Source organism: Paenibacillus sp. FSL K6-0276, assembly GCF_037977235.1.
Classification (GTDB): Bacteria; Bacillota; Bacilli; order Paenibacillales; family Paenibacillaceae; genus Paenibacillus_AQ.
Genome location: NZ_CP150276.1, coordinates 5474998 through 5495159 on the forward strand (window position 1 = coordinate 5474998; position 20162 = coordinate 5495159).

Genomic DNA, 20162 nt, shown 5'->3' on the forward strand with positions numbered 1-20162 from the left:
TTTACACCTCTCTTCTGAATGATCCTCCGTCAATCTGGCCCTTGTTCTTATAACGCTCTATTTCAGTTTGGACAGCGGTAAGACTCACCTGCAGACCGTTAATATCCTCTGCTTCAACCGTATCGCCGGGGGTTTCGTAAGTCACATATACCTCTGGTACCTCAGCAAAAATCTTAATCAACCGCCGCCAGGGCGCCTCATCCGGAAAAGACACAGTGAAATTGCGAAGCTCGATCCCGGAATACTGTGACCCCGTGTACACCGCAATAGTCTGGTTATTAATGTTGTCATGTGCTAGAGGGCCACTGTAAACACCATTTACAAGCGGTAATCTCTCTTCAATAACATAGCTGCCACCGTTTGCTTTTTTATTAAGCTTTTCTTGAAAAATATCAATTTGCTCTGGGTAACCCATGCTACACCTCCAGTAAAACATTACCGAACAACGGTACTTCTTCTTCGTTCAACATTACGTTGCCCGCTCCACTGTTAAGCTTCAGCTCACTGTAATCCGCGACTCCCTCAGTAGCTAGCAATAGTGCACCGATTACAGACTGGCTAATATAGGTTGCTGAAAAAGCCTTCTCCTTGCGATAACTCTCAAGAATCGCCTTGAATTCATCATTTACAGCTTGCAGTGCATAGCCTGAAGCAAGGGTTACTTTTGCGCTTATACTAATGCTTTTGCCCGTTGCCGACGCCACAGTTACAACTGCACCTACAGGGGCTTGCCCCTCACCCGCTCCAGAGACCGGATCAATGTAATGCTGAACCTTAGTTACCAGCAGCTCAGAAGCAGGAAGCTTCTCGGCATCTACGATAATCACCTTCACCGTCTTAGGACCATTCCATAATGGAAAAATGCGCGCCCCACCCACCCCTGCAACCTGCATCGCCCACTCCATGTAGTGATATTTATTACCGCTAGTAGCTGGGCGTCTGGCTGAATCCAAATAACGCCGGCGTAGCGATTCATCACTTTCGGCGTTCTCTCCAGGAATCAGAAGGGCAGCTATTTCTCCGCGCGCGAGCTCTGAAATATAATCTACTGGAAGCAAAGAGCCAAAATATCGATTCCCTTCTTCTCCAGCGGTTTCACTCTCCAGCCGATACACTCCAGGAGATAACTTTTCCATAGCCGTATAATTCAGCATATCGAGAGAGAAGCGGCTGCCGAGTGGAACATCCATAAATCCCCCATCCGCTTTATAAAAAATCCCTTTCAGCTGCGCCTTGCTCGCTTCACGTCTTACAATTCCTGACCAGGAGATACTTCGCTCCAAGTACTCACCGGAAGCCGTATCTGCAAAATAAAGATTATTATTCACGTCCAGCTCGATATACATCTGCGCCAACTCTGCGGCTGCTGGTGCCAGCGCGTCATATATGATACTGCCCTCGCGTTTATCCAGACCTGACGGAACCCGGTCCAGCATCCGTTCCAAAAGAGCCTCATACGTCTGATCCTCATACATCCTCATTCCACTCCTTTCTCAGCTGAAAATTCCCGTAACGTGTGACCACCTTGCAGTCAAAAGTTAGATTATCTCCGTTAAAAGAAATCTCAATATTTTCTAAGCTAAGGATTCGTTCATCCTGAAGTAGGGCCTCACTAACGACACGTCTAATTTCAGCTCTCACTAACAGCCGATCCTTACCTAGAACCAGCTGCCACTCTGTTCCGTAATCCGAACTGTAAATCAGATGTTCAAATCTATCGGTTCGCAGAATTTTGGCCGCTGCCTGCTGCACTGCCTCAAGTCCATCCGATTGGCCTGTAATCCTTTTTCTGTCCCAATCCATTCGGTATGTTAGACTGGGGCTTTCCCCACGCTCAAGGTTGACTTCACTTTCAAGAAGGGCAGTTATCGGTCCAGCTTTTCCAATCGCAGGAATCATATCGGGTTCACCAGCCGATCCAGAACAATATAGCTTTGTCCGCCCTGCATCCGAACCATCAGAACCCGATCACCAGAGGCAAGTCCTCGACGCACTACTACTTCTCTACCCTCTAGCTCAATTTTGCTTTCCATTACCGATTCAGGCAGCACTAGCGCATTCCCCGATAAAATAAACCGCTGATCCACCTGGATCTGCAAAGGAGCTGCCTCCGTTACCGTCCCATAAGAAAAAGCCACGGGATTTGTATTTCCCACGGCTCCTAAGCTTGCTTTTTTTATAATATCCAACATCATTTCTACACCACCTTTATATCGAGGGACATCGTATGCTCCCCACCGGAGATCTTATGACTGCATTGATCCACCAGAAACACCTGAGTCTTAAATTCATCAAGCAGGACATAAATGAAATTACCAGCCCTTACGCGCATATCACCAATCGCCTGTACAGAGAGACTAAGCTTTTCACGGTTGTGCATTTTCAGCAGATTGTTTGCCTTCTCCTGAATTTGTGCAGCATTCGCTTTATCATCAGCCTTCTGATACAAGTGCAGGATACCCCAGCGTTTCACATTGTCCTTATCGCTAACCGGAAAGAAATCACGCTTACCAGACTTCTCATTATCCTTGTATAGAAAGATCGTGTTGTACGTATCTTCATCAATACTCTTCTTGAGCGAATAATCGTACAGATAATGCCCCGCTCCCAGCACTAGGTTAAGCAGCATAGACTCCGGTTTTCGCAGCGTTAGCTTACCAAAGTCATCATAAAAAGCCATCAACCGCCCCTTATACTGAAGCTCACTGCCGATCGCTCCCATAATGATGTCCATCAGTTTTTTGTCATCTTCGATTAAAGAGGGAATGCGGTACTCCGTCTCCTCCAGCACACCTGTCTGTAGTCCGTAATCTTGTGTTATTTTTTTGATAACATCACTAGCCGTAACATCCTGCAAAACATAACTGCCATTGCCCAGCAAATAACGCATCTGATCATAGGCAGTCAGCTTAATCTCCTGATCCGAGCCTGTATCAATGCTGAACACAAACCCGTAGAATACATCCACATTATCTTTGCTGAACTGAATAATATCACCGTTGCTGATGCCGAACTTGGGATGCTGATAGATTCCACTGTCCACAAGTGTTAACTCTAGCGTTGCCGGTTTTCCTGAGCGGGCCGTTTTCCAAGAAATATCGGAGACAATGCCAGAAATATCCCATAGATTACCTTCCTTATTCTTCACGAGCAGTTCCATAACATCCTCCTACGGCAGCTTAATGACCTTACCGATGGGAAGCTTCCTCAGCTCACTATCTTTAATGCCATTAAGTTTCTGAATTTCTTCACACCTTCCGCCATCCCCCAGCATTTTTTTAGCAACTTTCCATAGGCTGTCTCCAGATATCAGGGTATACGTAGTAGGTTTGGGAGTTTCGTTCGCCCGCTTCTGCTCTACTTTCACTTCATCGTTGACAACCTTTACAGCTATAGCCTGATAGAATACATACTTTTTGAGAGACAACGAATATTCAATATCCCCTGAAGTACCCGCACTGAGCTTCCAAGTGAAGCCTTCGATACTCATAGCCATATTCACACCAAAATCAATCTCTATGGATTTATCCTCACTAGTCGATGATTGCTTTAACCATTTCTTCGCGTCGTTTAGCTTCCCCCCAGCTTTTTTCGTGTCATCCGCATAGCTCACCCCGGAGAATACAAAACGAATAGGCCTGCGACTCATCATCCACTTCTTAATAAGCTCCACATATTCAAAGGGTCTCTTCAGCCCGTCCTCTTGTACCAATACGAATGGATACCTTTGTGCCGGAAAGATACTTTCAATTGTGATCTCCGTCAGCTTCGGATAAGCAATCGTATTGATCTCACCCAGATCGATAATAGTATAGCATTTTCCATCCCCGCTCTCCTTAATCTCCAAGGTCTCCGGGTTGACTGGCAGCCGGAATGCTTCCGCCTGATTATTAAAACCAAGAAAAATCCCGTACTCTTCCACGTTACGTATACACCCCCTGCGCTGTAGAGACAAACTCCTCGTTCAGCTTTTGCCCGATCTTGTTGATAATCGTATCAATGTCTCCAGCATTGTTAATATTCCCGGTCGTCACCTGCACCGTCGGCGTAAGCTCCACAAAATTCTGGATCGCCTGAATCTCCGCCAGCTCCCGCAGCATTTTCAGATCATCACTGGAGATATCTACGGTGTCGTTGATGGAGCCAAGCTCGTTTACACGGTTAACGGTGTTTAGATTACCCGGAACCCCTGCATTTTGAAAAGAACCTGTAGCTGAAGGTGTATTTAACGCAGGCGTCGTAGGAACTACTGGAATATCAGGTACGGTTGGCGTTTTCGGAGGCTTTGACAAATCTCCTGGATGGGAGGTATTCCACTGATTTAATGTGGTGTTATTACTCTTATTTCCACCTACATTCAATTTTTCTTTAAACTTATTGATATCAAAACTTTGTGTCACTTCCGCAGCTGCATCAAAGGAATTCCCAATATCCATTTGCAAATTCTTTTTGAACTGACTGCTATCAACCTCTTCAATATGAAGATTGATCTCCGACTCTATACCAATAAATTTGCCAATAGCTCCAACTACTTTATTTATACTACCTAGCAAAAAGTTGGCGGCACCAATAACACCATTAATAAATCCGGTCCAAAGATCGATAACAAAGCCTACGAATTCAGCAACAATCTGCCCCAGTGCCCTGAACATATTGGCCAGAAAATCTCTAACCGGTTGAAGTGCAGCTACTATCCCTAAAAAGGCTACAATAAGTGCAACTATAAGCCCAATTACTAGTGCAATTGGATTGGCACTCATCACAGCGTTGAAAATCCCTTGGGCTGCGGTAGCAATTCCGGTAGCAATTGCTGAAATTCGAGTAGCAATTGCTGATGCATTCATCGCGATTTGTAAGGCTATAACTCCGGCAACAACTCCCAAAATAATCGGCAAAACTACAGGGTTACTAAGAACACTCCAAAGATACAATGCACCTTGTACGACTTGTGAGAATCCTTGTGCAATCAAAGCAAGTCCGATAGCTATCCCTTCGATAATAGGCTGAAAGGTTCCATCTGAGAATGCCTCGTTAAGAATGCCTAATAGCGGTGAAAATGCTGCAAGAGCGCCTTCTCCCATGCCAGCCAGGGAGTTGTTATAGTTTCCGAGAAGAGCTTGCCATTGATTAACGGGCGAATCCATCATGGTTTGCAGCGAATCACTCGTCATACCTGACGTTGTCATAATATCTCCCAAAGTACTCAAAAAGGCTTCCATATTGCCCGTTCCGGCCACTAGATCAAGTCCACCCAGATCCTCTTTATCCACCTGTAGCATGGATGCTAAATCACTAGAATCCCCCTCAAAAGCAGATGTAATCGCCGATGAAGTATCACCAATATCTTTCCCCTCCGGAGACATCATGCTTAACCTTGTGGAATAATCCATAAGCTTATCTAACTGATCCGTATTTTGAGTTTTAGGATAAAACGACAAGACACTTTCCATGGACTTGTTTACATCCTGCCCGGTTTCTAGTGCCCTCTTCTTGAACTTATCGAACATAGCCACCCCAACATCAGCATTTCCGGTTTTGACTTTAAAAAGATCTTCCCACTTTTGCTGTTCGGCCGCAGGCGCAAGCACCTTTTCCATAACTCCTTTAACTTTTTCCAGCACACCCTTGGCTTTCCCAAAAGCACCGGTAATCTTTTCCCATGTACCCGCCTGCTGTTCAGCACCTGCTGCTCCTTGTTCTGCTGCATCGTTCAGTCTCTCCTGTGCCTGTACAGCGCCTCCAATAGAAGCTTGAATTCTGGTATAAGCTGCACTGTAATTGTTAGTGATGTTGTACACGGGTTTATTGACTATCTTCATACTGATTCTGTTCAAGGTTGCGGAAAAGGAATTAGAGATATTCGCTGAGACCTGAGTTGTAATTTGATTGGTTATATCATTGATCCATTGATTGGAGACTTGTTGTATACCCGCTATATTGTTTTGCATACCTGCCATTCATTCACCCCCTATCTCTTCCTCGCCTTACTCCGTGCCTGATCCCGCTTCTCCTTCTCCACCCGAACAGCGATCATCGCATAAATTGCGGCACGTTCACGTGAAGACAGCTTCATCAGCTCATGCGGTAAAATGTGCAGCTCGTGGAGGGCGTAGTAAGCCAAGTTGGCTTCGCTGTCGCCCTCGTTGATTAGTTTTTTACTTCATCCACCAGCTCGTTCATATCTGTGCCGAAGCCATTCAAAGCTTGCACCCGTTCACCAAGTGCCGCAAATTCGCCCGGAAGCAGCATTTTACGCAGCAGCGTTTCAGCACCTAGCACACCATAAGAACGCTGTAGCTCAGCATTTTTCAGATCCGGATGCACCACACTTGAAGTCATAAGCTTAGCCATATAATCATTCGGTTCAATCTCGGAGGTATATACTCCGTTCTTACCTTTGACCTTACGGGTAGCCGCTTTACGACATTCCTGATTCTCATCCTCGTTCATGCTGCGCAGCTTCCAAGCAACTGCATTCCCTTCCTTATCCTTAAAACGCTGCGATACCACAAACTCCTCGGTCGTGTCACATGCTACATTTTGCGCAAAAAACAAACTTAATTCACTCATTGTCTTCCTCCTAAAATAATTTAGTTTCTTCTAGTACTACTAATACTAAATAGACAGAGAAGAGACCCGCCGCTCACCTGCACGCCCGGGCCTTACTTGCTCCTATCTTGTTGTCTTCATTAATTTCCAGAGCCTGCCGGAGCGCCAAAAGCCTGCACAATCTGCACATCTTCAAACGTAAAGCTCACTTCTTCTTCCAGCGCATCTGATTCTGTATCCAGAGAGGCCATGATGACACTATCAAGGTTCACTCCTTTTAAAATAATGCGTTGTGCTCCCACGCTAGATGATGGATCTTCGTTCGTAACTTCAATATCGAAGTACTGATCGACACCTGTATTCATATAATCGAGCATCATCTGGCGGAAACGACTAGTCATATAAAAAATCGTCATCGAACCGCTGCCCGACCATCCTGTCGCTTTATGCTGAACACCACGGCGGCCCAGTGTCTTCACTTCTGCCTTTGTTTTTTCTACCGTTGCTTCAAGTGTTTTCACATAGAACATCTCTTCAGTTTGCGTACCAATCACGGCATACGCACGGCCCTCCTGGCCGGAAATCGTATCGCTAGCTTTTAAAAATGCCATCTTAAACCACCTTCACTTTCATATATACTTTTTCTACGGAATCTACCGGCTTCACAGCCACGTCGAGCACAATGCTATCGCTATCCGCACCTGCCACAACGACAACATCGGTCTGCGCATTAAAGCTTTCAATCGCCCCAATATCTTGCAGCTCATTCATGTAAGTCGCACATTGTGACCAGAACAAAGCCCGTCCATCTTCATTATTCGCTACCTTACCGATATAGTAGTTTTCAAAAATACGCTTCAAATCATTCGCAATCCCATCCAGCACGCGCAGCACACGATTTTTAGAGAACGCTTTGCCTTTATCCGGAGAGAATGCCGTAAACGTGTTAATATCCTGCTCCACCACGGCCCGACCTCCACTGTAAGTAAAGAGCAGTTCTCCTTGCAACAAAGCTGCTATCGTCTCAGAATGGCTAAGCCGCACATCAGCGTCAACCGAGTCGTCATATCCCTGATAAGTAAGCGATTGATTCACCGCAGCAGCAGCCGTAGCACCGGCTACCCAAGCAACAGCATTGTTGTTGTCAATCGTAGTTCCGTCACTTAGTACTACCCCATTCTTCACGCTGATCACACCCTCATGACCCGCAGTCGCATAATCCGATAGTACAGCCTGCACTTTCTTACCTTCAGTATCCCGCAGTCGTCTCACAAAGGAGCTATACAGCGCCTTAAGCGTACTATCCTGCGATACTAGTCCAACCGTTTGGAACTCAAGTACCTCAAGAGCAGACAGGAAATCACTGTGCGCTCCGTTCGTCACCGTACCATTCGCCCCGCCTGTAAGCGGCATGCCTGCGATCAGCTTCAAGCCTTCTGCACCATTTTTCTGAAATTGAACATAATCGTTGGCGACTAACTCCTCAGCCGTTCCAACTGTTTGCTTATTCAGTTCAGTTCCATTCAGCAGTGTCTTTACATCAAAAAGAGCATTATTCTCAATATTCTTCTCAATAACAACAGAAAGATCGTTTCCGCGTACACCGCCGTATTTAGCAGTTACCTGCAGACCATTGTTCGTAACTGCTGCTTTGACGCCATCATTCAGACGATAGAGCAGTAACGTTCCTGCACGTTTCAGCGCTTCGCGTACTGGCAGCAATGTTAGATGCTCCAAATCATAACCTAGTAGCTTATTTACATCGTCCTGCGGGGTAATCTTCATCATCACTCCAGGTTCTCCCCAAGATAGGGCAAGAGCCAAAGCAGTAATGCCGCGTTCTCCCATTTTACCGATGGCACCTTGATTTGATGCTACATTTACGTACACCCCGGGGCGCACCTTGTTTTGAGTTGTCCATGTTCCGCCTGCCATTAGTTCAAAACCTCCTTATTAATAAACAATCCCACAGATTGCTTCGCTTCTTCGATCGTATAACTTTTGTCATCCTGCAAAATAACGTTCAGCACATCCTTTTCCTTAGCCGTAAAAAGCGATGAATTCACAATCTGCTCTTTACCAAAACGATCTCCATTACTCACCTTTGTGCTCATTTCAATCTTTCTCCTCCAATCATTTGGCCCATTCTAATAGAGTCAGGCTTCTCACTTTGCAAATACACCATATAGTCCGTCGTAAAAAGCGGCCCATGCCCCTCTACTCCAGCTTCCCAGGCTTGCCTAACTACACGAAAGGAGCCACCCTCTTGCTCCATCCCTGCCATTGCTTCACTTAGCTTATCAGCCATTCTTTCGGCCTCCAGCAGACTTCCCTGTTCATAACGGATACCAAGGCGATAGACCGCTAAATATCTGCCTTCCCGCTGCCGATCCAGAGTCGCTGTGATCAGTCCGGGATAAAAATAAGCCGTCTGAGGTTTCTCCCCCTCCACATATACAGGCACATCTGGAAAGTACCTCTCCAGCGCACTCGTAATGTGTTCTCGTAATTGTTGTACCGACATCACTCCATTCCTTTCTGAACTGCGGCGGTTCGCCGATCTTTGATGGTGTTAACCTTCAATTGCATTAACATTAAGAAGACACCCCCTCTACTAAATTTAAGAACAAAAAAGGATACTATCCGAGGTTGGATAATACCCTTCTGCACTAGGCCAATGCCAAAAGAATCTTTCACCGCTAGATTTGTTCTCATCACCACTAGGGCGGAACTATTAGCAGAGCATTCATGCTCTTGCGGTGTTCTTTTTGCTTCATTTGCCATGTTATAATCATACCTCCATATTTTCCTTGCGGAGATGGTAAACGGACGAGGTTTCGGCTGACTTAGGGATGGTATAGAGCGGTTTTTCGGAGGATCGTTCTCTCGATTAAAAAAGACCATATCATCCATTCGGACGACATAGTCTTTAGTAACAATCTATATCTCTTAGGTAATGCTAATCTTCTCTTTCTTCACTCTGGGCGCTGTAGTTACTAAGGTATGGAGAGACAGTAATCCGAGATCCGTTAAAGCCAATGCCATCTTATAAAAAGCCTTCGAGCGTATCTTCACGTAAGTATCCTTACTTACCGGTGGATCAAACACATGATTGTAAATCGTATAATCGTACGTTTCGTCTCTTTTCATATAACGTTCCCTTACTAGCTGCTGCTCCCTCGTATCGAGTCTCTCTACCACAGAGTCTATCGCCGAACAAAAAGCCCTTCTAGCAGCCGGTATATCCACATTATAAGAAGCTATCGCAGCAGTCTGATCAGTAACAGTATTGGTAGGACCATGAAATCTTTCTGTATAAGAATACGTAGTGCTAGCTTCCTTAGCCTCAAATGTAACGGTCTTAAAAATACGGTATTTCTCCAACATGCTCTCTATAGTGACCTGGGTTCGGCGACGGTCCAACTCTGGTAAAGCTGATAAGTTCATCATTTATGCACTCCTTTTGGTTTGACAGAATGAGATTAAATATGCGGAAGTTTCCAGACCATTGTGTTAAAATAAAAAAAGTGTTCGTATTCTGTTCGTATTTTTCTATAATATACCACTTCATTACCAATCTCGTAAAACCCCATTTTAGTCTGTTTTGGGCGAAATAAAGTATAAATCCACCGTTTATCTTGCCTTTTGGCAATAATATGTTCTTTGTTGTTTACCAATTGGCATAATTGTCTTATATTAATATCATAAGCTTCAGTCTATAAGGAGTGGTTGAGATGAAACTAGAATTTGGGGATTACATGAAGCAACTTCGCGAAACGAAGGGACTCACTATTAATCAATTGGCAGCAGCAGCGGGTATTAGCGGATCACAGATTTCACGGATTGAAAATGGTCTAAGAGGAGTTCCTAAGCCAACTACATTACGCAAAATAGCAGAGGCTACAGGCGTCCCGTACGAAGAGCTAATGGATCAAGCAGGGTATTTGCAGGAACAGGCCCTTCCAAGCGAAGAGGTTGTCCCAGAGTGGGCTACAAGCAAGGATAAGCGTGACTTTCGTAAAATGCTAGAGGATGATGGCGAGCTGATGTTTGATGGGATTCCATTAGACAAGGAAGACAAGCAGAGGATAAAAGATGTATTGACCGGCTTATTCTGGGAAGCCAAACAGATGAATAAGAGAAATAAATCCAACAACACTTAATAACTACACTAACATGCTGCAGGTGAAGAATATGGATGAACTGATCAATAATCTGATTAAAAAATATAAAACCAACTGCCCGTTCGAGCTGGCCTCAGCGCTAGGTATTCACATTCGTTTCATGAACCTTGGGACAGGCACAAAGGGATTATATTACCGAAAACTAAGAAGAAGATTTATCGTCATTCATAATGAGTTGCCAGTTGAGTGGCAGCGCTTCGTTTGTGCGCATGAATTAGGACATGATCGCCTTCATAAGGGGATTAACCGTTTTTTCCTGGAGGAAAGCTCCTACTTCTCTCCTGGGAAGCTTGAACGTCAAGCTAATCTCTTTGCCGTAAAGCTACTGTCAACAGGCAGCAATCCTGAGCAAGAAGAATCATGGAAAAGTTATTATCTACGGATTGGCATTCCACCGGAAGTCCGATTTCTTTTGGAAGAATGATAGAACATACCTTTCATGAATATATGCGTGTTTTTAATTAATACATAACAAAAAAAGCTCTTACCGAAGTAAGAGCTTTCTAAGAGCGATTAAGCTAAGTATCGGGATGACACGATTTGAACATGCGACCCCCTGGTCCCAAACCAGGTGCTCTACCAAGCTGAGCTACATCCCGTTACTATAAAATTATGGAGCGGGTGATGGGAATCGAACCCACGCTATCAGCTTGGAAGGCTGAAGTTCTACCATTGAACTACACCCGCAAAGGTGAAAATCGGGATGACACGATTTGAACATGCGACCCCCTGGTCCCAAACCAGGTGCTCTACCAAGCTGAGCTACATCCCGTTAAAATACTATAATTGCTTAATAAAAAAAATGGCGCGCCCTGAGAGATTCGAACTCCCGGCCTTTTGATTCGTAGTCAAACGCTCTATCCAGCTGAGCTAAGGGCGCAAAAATTATGGAGCGGACGACGGGAATCGAACCCGCGACCCTCGCCTTGGCAAGGCGATGCTCTACCGCTGAGCCACGTCCGCAATAAGTGGTGCGCGTGAAGGGACTTGAACCCCCACGTCGTGAAACGCCAGATCCTAAGTCTGGTGCGTCTGCCATTCCGCCACACGCGCATGTAATAATAAAAGTGAGCCATGAAGGACTCGAACCTTCGACACCCTGATTAAAAGTCAGGTGCTCTACCAACTGAGCTAATGGCTCGCACTTGGCTGGGGATATAGGATTCGAACCTATGAGTGACGGAGTCAAAGTCCGTTGCCTTACCGCTTGGCTAATCCCCATTGATGGATTCCTCTATGTTGCCCATAATCTCTTCGAATATCAAGAAGATTATGGTGGAGGCTGAGGGGATCGAACCCCCGACCCTCTGCTTGTAAGGCAGATGCTCTCCCAGCTGAGCTAAGCCTCCATATCTATGGGACCCTCAAGGGGTAAGGATAAGTAAAAGTTGGTGACCCGTATGGGATTCGAACCCATGTTACCTCCGTGAAAGGGAGGTGTCTTAACCCCTTGACCAACGGGCCTTGCAAATCTGTGGAGCTCTCAACCGGATTCGAACCGGTGACCTCTTCCTTACCATGGAAGCACTCTACCTGCTGAGCTATGAGAGCATGGCTCCCCGAACAGGACTCGAACCTGTGACAACTCGATTAACAGTCGAGTGCTCTACCAACTGAGCTATCAGGGAATATCCGCTTGGCAACGTCCTACTCTCCCAGGACCCTTCGGTCCAAGTACCATCGGCGCTGGAGGGCTTAACGGTCGTGTTCGGAATGGGTACGCGTGGAACCCCTCCGCTATCGCCACCAAACGGGCATTTACAGCGTAAATGCTCAGGCTTGATCGCCTGAAAACTGAATCCGAATCGAATTTGCATTTTAAGTATAGGATAAGCCCTCGACCGATTAGTATTGGTCAGCTCCATGCATTACTGCACTTCCACCTCCAACCTATCTACCTCGTCGTCTTCAAGGGGTCTTACTAATTGGGAAATCTCATCTTGAGGGGGGCTTCACGCTTAGATGCTTTCAGCGCTTATCCCGTCCGTACGTAGCTACCCAGCCATGCTTCTGGCGAAACAACTGGTGCACCAGCGGTACGTCCATCCCGGTCCTCTCGTACTAAGGACAGCTCCTCTCAAATTTCCTGCGCCCACGACAGATAGGGACCGAACTGTCTCACGACGTTCTGAACCCAGCTCGCGTACCGCTTTAATGGGCGAACAGCCCAACCCTTGGGACCTACTTCAGCCCCAGGATGCGATGAGCCGACATCGAGGTGCCAAACCTCCCCGTCGATGTGGACTCTTGGGGGAGATAAGCCTGTTATCCCCAGGGTAGCTTTTATCCGTTGAGCGATGGCCCTTCCATGCGGTACCACCGGATCACTAAGTCCGACTTTCGTCCCTGCTCGACTTGTAGGTCTCGCAGTCAAGCTCCCTTATGCCTTTGCACTCTTCGAATGATTTCCAACCATTCTGAGGGAACCTTGGAACGCCTCCGTTACTCTTTAGGAGGCGACCGCCCCAGTCAAACTGCCCGCCTGACACGGTCCCCGTACCCGGTAAGGGTACTAGGTTAGAACCTAGATACGATCAGGGTGGTATCCCAACGGCGCCTCCACCGAAGCTTGCGCTCCGATTTCTACGGCTCCCACCTATCCTGTACAGATCGTACCCAAATTCAATATCAAGCTGCAGTAAAGCTCCATGGGGTCTTTCCGTCTTGTCGCGGGTAACCTGCATCTTCACAGGTATTAAAATTTCACCGGATCTCTCGTTGAGACAGCGCCCAAGTCGTTACGCCATTCGTGCGGGTCAGAATTTACCTGACAAGGAATTTCGCTACCTTAGGACCGTTATAGTTACGGCCGCCGTTTACTGGGGCTTCGGTTCATAGCTTCGGGTTACCCCTAACCACTCCCCTTAACCTTCCAGCACCGGGCAGGCGTCAGCCCGTATACTTCGCCTTGCGGCTTCGCACAGACCTGTGTTTTTGCTAAACAGTCGCTTGGGCCTTTTCACTGCGGCCCCCTCGTGCTATTCACACTACCGGGGCACCCCTTCTCCCGAAGTTACGGGGTCATTTTGCCGAGTTCCTTAACGAGAGTTCTTCCGCGCGCCTTAGAATTCTCTTCTCGCCTACCTGTGTCGGTTTGCGGTACGGGCACCTTCTCCTGGCTAGAGGCTTTTCTTGGCAGTGTGAGATCATGACCTTCGCTACTGTAATTTTCGCTCCCCATCACAGCCCAGCCTTAATGATGTGCGGATTTGCCTACACATCAGCCTCACTGCTTAGACGGACATATCCATCAGTCCGCGTCACTACCCTCCTGCGTCACCCCATCGCTCATAGCGGATTACGGTGGTACAGTAATTTCAAACTGTTGTCCTTCGACTACGCCTTTCGGCCTCGCCTTAGGTCCCGACTTACCCTGAGCGGACGAGCCTTCCTCAGGAAACCTTGGGCTTTCGGCGGATCAGATTCTCACTGATCTTTTCGTTACTCATACCGGCATTCTCACTTGTATGCTGTCCAGCGCTCCTTACGGTACACCTTCAACCCACATACAACGCTCCCCTACCCCAGATACATACGTATCTAGCCATAGCTTCGGTGGTGTGTTTAGCCCCGTTACATTTTCGGCGCAGAGTCACTCGACCAGTGAGCTATTACGCACTCTTTCAATGGTGGCTGCTTCTAAGCCAACATCCTGGTTGTCTGTGCAACTCCACATCCTTTCCCACTTAACACACACTTGGGGACCTTAGCTGATGGTCTGGGCTGTTTCCCTTTTGACAATGGATCTTAGCACTCACTGTCTGACTCCCGGCAATAAGTATATGGCATTCGGAGTTTGACTGATCTTGGTAACCCTTGCGGGCCCCGCAACCAATCAGTGCTCTACCTCCACTACTCTTATACCGAGGCTAGCCCTAAAGCTATTTCGGGGAGAACCAGCTATCTCCGAGTTCGATTGGAATTTCTCCGCTACCCCCACCTCATCCCCGCATTTTTCAACATGCGTGGGTTCGGGCCTCCAGTGCGTGTTACCGCACCTTCACCCTGGACAGGGGTAGATCACACGGTTTCGGGTCTACGTCCACATACTAAATCGCCCTATTCAGACTCGCTTTCGCTGCGGCTCCGTCTTCTCGACTTAACCTTGCATGTTAAACGTAACTCGCCGGTTCATTCTACAAAAGGCACGCCATCACCCATAGATAGGGCTCTGACTTTTTGTAAGCACACGGTTTCAGGTTCTATTTCACTCCCCTTCCGGGGTGCTTTTCACCTTTCCCTCACGGTACTGTTTCACTATCGGTCGCCAGGTAGTATTTAGCCTTAGCAGATGGTCCTGCTGGATTCATACGGGGTTTCACGTGCCCCGCACTACTCGGGATCCGTCTCGGAGAGAACACAGTTTAGGTTACAGGGCTTTTACCTCTATCGCGGGCCTTTCCAGACCTCTTCGCCTACCATATTCCTTTGTAACTCCATGTGAGACGTCCCACAACCCCTAAGAGCAAGCTCTTAGGTTTAGGCTGTTCCGCGTTCGCTCGCCGCTACTGACGGAATCACTATTGTTTTCTCTTCCTCAGGGTACTTAGATGTTTCAGTTCCCCTGGTCTGCCTCTACATCTCCTATGTGTTCAGAGATGAGTAACTGCGAATTACCACAGCTGGGTTTCCCCATTCGGACACCCCCGGATCAAAGCTTGCTTACAGCTCCCCGAGGCAGTTTCGTTGTTCGCCACGTCCTTCGTCGGCTCCTGGCGCCTAGGCATCCTCCGTGTGCTCTTATTAGCTTAACCTTGATTTTTCCGCAGGAAAATATCATACAATGACATTTCTTTTGGAATCATCTCACTAATAACTTTAACTTGTTTGCACAAGTTGCTAAAAGATGTTCTAAAACGCAAATTCGTTTCGGTATCCAGTTTTCAAGGATCAATGTTAAAGAAGATATTGAATTTTAAAAATTATGGTGGAGCCAAGCGGGATCGAACCGCTGACCTCCTGCTTGCAAGGCAGGCGCTCTCCCAGCTGAGCTATGGCCCCATAAAATTCACTCCAAAAAGTGAAGTGTAGCTTCGAAGCTAATTCCGATTACTTTTCGGAGGCCTCATACTTTATAAAGTTATATGGTGGGCCTTGGTGGACTCGAACCACCGACCTCACCCTTATCAGAGGTGCGCTCTAACCAACTGAGCTAAAAGCCCATATAACATTGTGAATCAACCAAATAATTGATTGTTCGCTTGGCGGCGTCCTACTCTCCCAGGACCCTTCGGTCCAAGTACCATCGGCGCTGGAGGGCTTAACGGTCGTGTTCGGGATGGGTACGTGTGGAACCCCTCCGCTATCGCCACCAAACGCATATGAAAGAGACTTGCTCTTTCAAAACTGAACACGAGTGAGTGTTCGAACCCGAGGGTTCTATTGTGGAAGTTAAACTTCCAATTTGAATGTCTTCATTGCAGAAGACGATTCTCCATAGAAAGGAGGTGATCCAGCCGCACCTTCCGATACGGCTACCTTGTTACGACTTCACCCCAATCATCTACCCCACCTTCGGCGGCTGGCTCCCTTGCGGGTTACCCCACCGACTTCGGGTGTTGTAAACTCTCGTGGTGTGACGGGCGGTGTGTACAAGACCCGGGAACGTATTCACCGCGGCATGCTGATCCGCGATTACTAGCAATTCCGACTTCATGCAGGCGAGTTGCAGCCTGCAATCCGAACTGAGACCGGCTTTGATGGGATTGGCTTCACCTCGCGGTTTCGCTTCCCGTTGTACCGGCCATTGTAGTACGTGTGTAGCCCAGGTCATAAGGGGCATGATGATTTGACGTCATCCCCACCTTCCTCCGGTTTGTCACCGGCAGTCACTCTAGAGTGCCCAACATTACTTGCTGGCAACTAAAGTTAAGGGTTGCGCTCGTTGCGGGACTTAACCCAACATCTCACGACACGAGCTGACGACAACCATGCACCACCTGTCTCCTCTGTCCCGAAGGCCGCCACTATCTCTAGTGGATTCAGAGGGATGTCAAGACCTGGTAAGGTTCTTCGCGTTGCTTCGAATTAAACCACATACTCCACTGCTTGTGCGGGTCCCCGTCAATTCCTTTGAGTTTCAGTCTTGCGACCGTACTCCCCAGGCGGAGTGCTTACTGTGTTAACTTCGGCACCAAGGGTATCGAAACCCCTAACACCTAGCACTCATCGTTTACGGCGTGGACTACCAGGGTATCTAATCCTGTTTGCTCCCCACGCTTTCGCGCCTCAGCGTCAGTTACAGCCCAGAAAGTCGCCTTCGCCACTGGTGTTCCTCCACATATCTACGCATTTCACCGCTACACGTGGAATTCCACTTTCCTCTTCTGTACTCAAGCCACCCAGTTTCCAGTGCGACCTTAGGTTGAGCCCAAGGTTTAAACACCAGACTTAAATAGCCGCCTGCGCGCGCTTTACGCCCAATAATTCCGGACAACGCTTGCCCCCTACGTATTACCGCGGCTGCTGGCACGTAGTTAGCCGGGGCTTTCTTCTCAGGTACCGTCACTCCGGGTAGCAGTTACTCTACCGGACGTTCTTCCCTGGCAACAGAGCTTTACGATCCGAAAACCTTCATCACTCACGCGGCGTTGCTCCGTCAGGCTTTCGCCCATTGCGGAAGATTCCCTACTGCTGCCTCCCGTAGGAGTCTGGGCCGTGTCTCAGTCCCAGTGTGGCCGTTCACCCTCTCAGGTCGGCTACGCATCGTCGCCTTGGTGGGCCGTTACCCCACCAACTAGCTAATGCGCCGCAGGCCCATCCCTCAGTGACAGATTGCTCCGTCTTTCATTCTTTCTTCAGGAGAAAAAAGAAATTATCCGGTATTAGCTACCGTTTCCGGTAGTTATCCCAGTCTAAGGGGCAGGTTGCCTACGTGTTACTCACCCGTCCGCCGCTAAGTTATTTTGAAAGCAAGCTTTCAAAATAACTCCGCTCGACTTGCATGTATTAGGCACGCCGCCAGCGTTCGTCCTGAGCCAGGATCAAACTCTCCAATTAGTATTGAAAAGAGCGATATGCTCATTTTGAAACATCTGACGAGAAAATTAATTCTCACGATGAAATTTCAAAAGCGTAAAATACGCTGTGAAACTCATCAGTTTTGGATTTCACTTTCGTGATTTCCCACTCACTCGTTGTTCAGTTTTCAAAGATCAATGTCTCTCATTTCGTCGTCGTTGTTTGTCAGCGGCGACCTTTATAATATATCACAGTGTTTCGATGTTTGGCAAGTCTTTTTTTTGAAAAAGTTTTTTTCGATTTTTCTTGCCTTCCGCTTCCCTTTTACACAAGCAAAAGGAGCGCGAGATATAATTTATCATGAGCACTCCTTTTTAGTCAAGCTATTTTATTAAAAAATCTTAAATCCACATAAGACTCTTGCATTTACCACCTATCCTCAGTGTTTATACTGAGAAGAACGTCCACCCCATGCATACTTGGAAAGCTCTTTCTGAGGAGCAAAACGAGCATACATACGGAATACAGTCTTATATCTATTGGCGATGGCATGCCTGATATTTTGGTCCAAGCGCTGATCGCTCAAATCTAACAGCATCTCATCAAGTTCTTTCCGCAAAACATAATCCAGTTCCTTGCATTCTTTTTCGTTAAATAACATTCCCAACATATGCTTGGCCTCCTTCATGAAGTTGCAAGTAACACATTCACTAAAACCACAAAACCCTTGTACATAATTAGTTAGTCCATCTCATGGAGAAAGCTGCCTTAAGATCCTCTTACACTAGATTAACCGGAGTACTCTTTTTATAACCATAATTATTAAAAATTCCCTTTATGGTTTCGTCACGATTATATACCTCAGATCTTTAGGCAATCCTTGGATGAATGGTTTTAATGTTATGCTCCATTCCCGGAAGTTTTATGATAAAAGCGAAAAAGTTATTGTGCTTTCAATGATGGCTGCAACAAATAGCAGGATTACTGTCCAAATGGATGCCGTAATCGTTTGACGCATGAACGAAGACCAGTCAACACCTCTGTCCTCTTTTTTAGTGGATGAACGAAATATACTTGAAAGTACTTTCCCGCCGAATTGCAGTCCAAATGCACAAGCAATAATGATTGCTGGAATCTCTATAATCCCATGTGGCAGCAGTCCTTTTACTATTAGTTCGAACAAATCCTGCCCTTGCAGTGCCGATAAATGGATCAAATAGCCGATAACCGCTCCGTTAATAAATAAGAATATGGCTGGCAGTATACCGAACAACGCCCCTAAAAAAATGATAAGAACACCCTTGATGCTGTTATTCAAAAATATAAATACAAAGAAGCTCCATTGCGGATTAGAAGAATCTCTAAGGTTGCCACTGATTTCACTGAGCCCCTCTAATTGCTGAACCAATAGCTTTTCCAGACTGCTAGTAGCTACCCACCCTATAACCGTTCCTACTGCGAAGAGCAGACAGGATAGCAATAAAGCCTTCCGGATCGTTTTTAGATCTTTAACAAACGTGAAGAACGACAACATAAATACCCTCCTGAAATTGTGATCTCTGTTTCTTAGGTCATAACCGTGCGGTACGAGCATACATTTAGAACAAACAAGCATTTCGCATGGGAGAGGAGCGCTGTCATTATGAATTCTTTTTATGTATTCAGCGGCAAAAAGATTAAACGATTCATCTATATCTTCGCCGCTGTGCTTCTTGCTGCTGGAGTTGTCTATGTCGAGAGGGGAAACATAACCGTTTTTTCTGAATCCGGACCTTCCGCGATCTACAGTGTACCAACAGAGAAGAAGCTGATTGCCCTGACCTTCGATATTAGCTGGGGGGAGAAAAGACCCGAACCAATTTTGAAGGTACTTGAAGACAAGAAAGTGGACAAAGCCACCTTCTTCCTGTCGTCACCATGGAGTAAGACTCACCCAGACATTGTAACCAACATCAAGAATGCAGGTTTTGAAATTGGAAGTCATGGTCATAAACACGTCAATTACAGCACACTAAGCAACGAAGAAATTCGTACACAGATCTCAACGGCTCACACCGTACTTACCGAATTAACCGGCACTGAGCCCAATTTGATTCGTATGCCTAATGGAGATTTTGACAAAAGAGTCCTTCAGGTTGCCAGCGATCTCGGTTACAAGGTCATTCAATGGGATACAGACTCTCTGGACTGGAAGAACATCGGCGTAGACAATATCGTGAAGCGTGTGACGACAAAAGCGCATCCAGGTGATATCGTCCTTCTACATGCTAGTGATTCCTGCAAACAAACGCATGAAGCACTTCCACTCATTATCGACGAGCTCCGCAGACAGGGTTATGAATTCGTAACCGTCTCTGAGCTGATTAGTCAAAGCAACACCGAAGGTAAAGAAGTCCGCGACTCAGCTTCACTTAGTAATGCCATAGAGGACGCTGCTGGACTGTAAGGCACTTTTCAATCTCCGGTGCC

General features: G+C 46.8%; 20 protein-coding genes, 14 tRNA genes and 4 rRNA genes. 3 read left to right on the forward strand and 35 right to left on the reverse strand.

The window, feature by feature from the left end:
* Window position 1: 1 nt before the first annotated feature.
* From MHH52_RS25770 to MHH52_RS25840, 15 genes are all read right to left on the reverse strand, one after another.
* Entirely contained in the window at window positions 2–415 is a 414-nt protein-coding gene (locus tag MHH52_RS25770) for a phosphoglucomutase (RefSeq protein WP_340005186.1), read from the reverse strand.
* Window position 416: 1 nt separating this feature from the next.
* Window positions 417–1475 carry a baseplate J/gp47 family protein gene (locus MHH52_RS25775; protein WP_340005188.1) on the reverse strand — a complete coding sequence of 353 codons (1059 nt, stop codon included), beginning with the start codon at window positions 1473–1475 and terminating at the stop codon, window positions 417–419.
* Window positions 1468–1899 (reverse strand): DUF2634 domain-containing protein, encoded by a 432-nt coding sequence (locus tag MHH52_RS25780; RefSeq protein ID WP_340005190.1) that lies wholly within the window; start codon window positions 1897–1899, stop codon window positions 1468–1470. The genes MHH52_RS25775 and MHH52_RS25780 overlap by 8 nt, the downstream gene beginning before the upstream one ends.
* Complete coding sequence (locus tag MHH52_RS25785; RefSeq protein WP_340009831.1) at window positions 1896–2192, reverse strand: DUF2577 domain-containing protein; 297 nt, start codon at window positions 2190–2192, stop codon at window positions 1896–1898. The genes MHH52_RS25780 and MHH52_RS25785 overlap by 4 nt, the downstream gene beginning before the upstream one ends.
* 5 nt (window positions 2193–2197) lie before the next feature.
* The gene (locus MHH52_RS25790; RefSeq protein WP_340005192.1) at window positions 2198–3160 is read right to left on the reverse strand and encodes a hypothetical protein; all 963 of its coding nucleotides are present in this window, start codon (window positions 3158–3160) and stop codon (window positions 2198–2200) included.
* Between the two features lie 9 nt (window positions 3161–3169).
* A complete protein-coding gene (locus MHH52_RS25795) occupies window positions 3170–3922 on the reverse strand; it encodes a LysM peptidoglycan-binding domain-containing protein (protein WP_340005194.1) in 753 nt (250 codons plus the stop codon).
* Window position 3923: 1 nt separating this feature from the next.
* Window positions 3924–5957: a hypothetical protein gene (locus tag MHH52_RS25800; RefSeq protein ID WP_340005196.1), complete on the reverse strand. Its 2034-nt coding sequence runs from the start codon at window positions 5955–5957 to the stop codon at window positions 3924–3926.
* A gap of 11 nt (window positions 5958–5968) precedes the next feature.
* Window positions 5969–6121 (reverse strand): hypothetical protein, encoded by a 153-nt coding sequence (locus tag MHH52_RS25805; protein ID WP_197071250.1) that lies wholly within the window; start codon window positions 6119–6121, stop codon window positions 5969–5971.
* A 26-nt stretch (window positions 6122–6147) separates the two neighbouring features.
* Window positions 6148–6570 carry a phage portal protein gene (locus MHH52_RS25810; RefSeq protein ID WP_042131197.1) on the reverse strand — a complete coding sequence of 141 codons (423 nt, stop codon included), beginning with the start codon at window positions 6568–6570 and terminating at the stop codon, window positions 6148–6150.
* Window positions 6571–6689: 119 nt separating this feature from the next.
* Window positions 6690–7160: a phage tail tube protein gene (locus MHH52_RS25815; RefSeq protein WP_283909203.1), complete on the reverse strand. Its 471-nt coding sequence runs from the start codon at window positions 7158–7160 to the stop codon at window positions 6690–6692.
* Between the two features lies 1 nt (window position 7161).
* Window positions 7162–8484, reverse strand: a complete 1323-nt coding sequence (locus tag MHH52_RS25820) for a phage tail sheath family protein (protein WP_340005197.1) — start codon at window positions 8482–8484, stop codon at window positions 7162–7164.
* The gene (locus MHH52_RS25825) at window positions 8484–8663 is read right to left on the reverse strand and encodes a hypothetical protein (protein ID WP_340005199.1); all 180 of its coding nucleotides are present in this window, start codon (window positions 8661–8663) and stop codon (window positions 8484–8486) included. Before MHH52_RS25825 ends, MHH52_RS25820 begins: the two co-directional genes overlap by 1 nt.
* A complete protein-coding gene (locus MHH52_RS25830; protein ID WP_340005201.1) occupies window positions 8660–9073 on the reverse strand; it encodes a DUF6838 family protein in 414 nt (137 codons plus the stop codon). The genes MHH52_RS25825 and MHH52_RS25830 overlap by 4 nt, the downstream gene beginning before the upstream one ends.
* On the reverse strand, window positions 9073–9333 hold the full coding sequence (locus tag MHH52_RS25835; protein WP_340005203.1) for a hypothetical protein: 261 nt from the start codon (window positions 9331–9333) through the stop codon (window positions 9073–9075). The genes MHH52_RS25830 and MHH52_RS25835 overlap by 1 nt, the downstream gene beginning before the upstream one ends.
* 165 nt (window positions 9334–9498) lie before the next feature.
* Window positions 9499–9999, reverse strand: coding sequence for an ArpU family phage packaging/lysis transcriptional regulator (locus tag MHH52_RS25840; RefSeq protein WP_340005204.1), 501 nt, complete (start codon window positions 9997–9999; stop codon window positions 9499–9501).
* A gap of 284 nt (window positions 10000–10283) precedes the next feature.
* Here MHH52_RS25840 and MHH52_RS25845 point away from each other — a divergent pair, with 284 nt between their 5' ends.
* Window positions 10284–10712 carry a helix-turn-helix domain-containing protein gene (locus MHH52_RS25845; RefSeq protein WP_313637801.1) on the forward strand — a complete coding sequence of 143 codons (429 nt, stop codon included), beginning with the start codon at window positions 10284–10286 and terminating at the stop codon, window positions 10710–10712.
* Window positions 10713–10743: 31 nt separating this feature from the next.
* On the forward strand, window positions 10744–11157 hold the full coding sequence (locus MHH52_RS25850) for an ImmA/IrrE family metallo-endopeptidase (RefSeq protein WP_340009833.1): 414 nt from the start codon (window positions 10744–10746) through the stop codon (window positions 11155–11157).
* A 101-nt stretch (window positions 11158–11258) separates the two neighbouring features.
* On the opposite strand, the gene MHH52_RS25855 is transcribed toward MHH52_RS25850, so the two are convergent.
* From MHH52_RS25855 to MHH52_RS25950, 20 genes are all read right to left on the reverse strand, one after another.
* Window positions 11259–11332 (reverse strand) — tRNA-Pro (locus MHH52_RS25855).
* Window positions 11333–11346: 14 nt separating this feature from the next.
* Window positions 11347–11420: transfer RNA gene (locus tag MHH52_RS25860), tRNA-Gly, on the reverse strand.
* An 11-nt stretch (window positions 11421–11431) separates the two neighbouring features.
* Window positions 11432–11505: transfer RNA gene (locus tag MHH52_RS25865), tRNA-Pro, on the reverse strand.
* Window positions 11506–11536: 31 nt separating this feature from the next.
* Window positions 11537–11613, reverse strand: a tRNA-Arg gene (locus MHH52_RS25870).
* Between the two features lie 8 nt (window positions 11614–11621).
* A tRNA-Gly gene (locus MHH52_RS25875) sits at window positions 11622–11696 on the reverse strand.
* Window positions 11697–11702: 6 nt separating this feature from the next.
* Window positions 11703–11786, reverse strand: a tRNA-Leu gene (locus MHH52_RS25880).
* Window positions 11787–11801: 15 nt separating this feature from the next.
* A tRNA-Lys gene (locus tag MHH52_RS25885) sits at window positions 11802–11874 on the reverse strand.
* Window positions 11875–11879: 5 nt separating this feature from the next.
* Window positions 11880–11954: transfer RNA gene (locus tag MHH52_RS25890), tRNA-Gln, on the reverse strand.
* A gap of 52 nt (window positions 11955–12006) precedes the next feature.
* A tRNA-Val gene (locus MHH52_RS25895) sits at window positions 12007–12082 on the reverse strand.
* A 40-nt stretch (window positions 12083–12122) separates the two neighbouring features.
* Window positions 12123–12197: transfer RNA gene (locus tag MHH52_RS25900), tRNA-Glu, on the reverse strand.
* Between the two features lie 11 nt (window positions 12198–12208).
* A tRNA-Thr gene (locus tag MHH52_RS25905) sits at window positions 12209–12284 on the reverse strand.
* 1 nt (window position 12285) lies between these two features.
* Window positions 12286–12361 (reverse strand) — tRNA-Asn (locus MHH52_RS25910).
* A 6-nt stretch (window positions 12362–12367) separates the two neighbouring features.
* Window positions 12368–12484, reverse strand: a 5S ribosomal RNA gene (rrf, locus tag MHH52_RS25915).
* Window positions 12485–12558: 74 nt separating this feature from the next.
* Window positions 12559–15487 (reverse strand): 23S ribosomal RNA (locus MHH52_RS25920).
* A 171-nt stretch (window positions 15488–15658) separates the two neighbouring features.
* Window positions 15659–15734: transfer RNA gene (locus MHH52_RS25925), tRNA-Ala, on the reverse strand.
* Between the two features lie 84 nt (window positions 15735–15818).
* Window positions 15819–15895, reverse strand: a tRNA-Ile gene (locus tag MHH52_RS25930).
* Between the two features lie 37 nt (window positions 15896–15932).
* A 5S ribosomal RNA gene (rrf, locus tag MHH52_RS25935) occupies window positions 15933–16049 on the reverse strand.
* Window positions 16050–16173: 124 nt separating this feature from the next.
* Window positions 16174–17732, reverse strand: a 16S ribosomal RNA gene (locus MHH52_RS25940).
* The 16S, 23S and 5S rRNA genes sit together here with 14 tRNA genes alongside, the layout of an rRNA operon.
* Before the next feature lie 400 nt (window positions 17733–18132).
* The gene (locus MHH52_RS25945) at window positions 18133–18363 is read right to left on the reverse strand and encodes a hypothetical protein (RefSeq protein ID WP_036680631.1); all 231 of its coding nucleotides are present in this window, start codon (window positions 18361–18363) and stop codon (window positions 18133–18135) included.
* A 252-nt stretch (window positions 18364–18615) separates the two neighbouring features.
* Complete coding sequence (locus tag MHH52_RS25950) at window positions 18616–19227, reverse strand: stage II sporulation protein M (RefSeq protein WP_313639605.1); 612 nt, start codon at window positions 19225–19227, stop codon at window positions 18616–18618.
* Between the two features lie 108 nt (window positions 19228–19335).
* Here MHH52_RS25950 and pdaB point away from each other — a divergent pair, with 108 nt between their 5' ends.
* Window positions 19336–20139: a polysaccharide deacetylase family sporulation protein PdaB gene (gene pdaB, locus MHH52_RS25955; protein WP_042192142.1), complete on the forward strand. Its 804-nt coding sequence runs from the start codon at window positions 19336–19338 to the stop codon at window positions 20137–20139.
* Window positions 20140–20162: the final 23 nt, after the last annotated feature.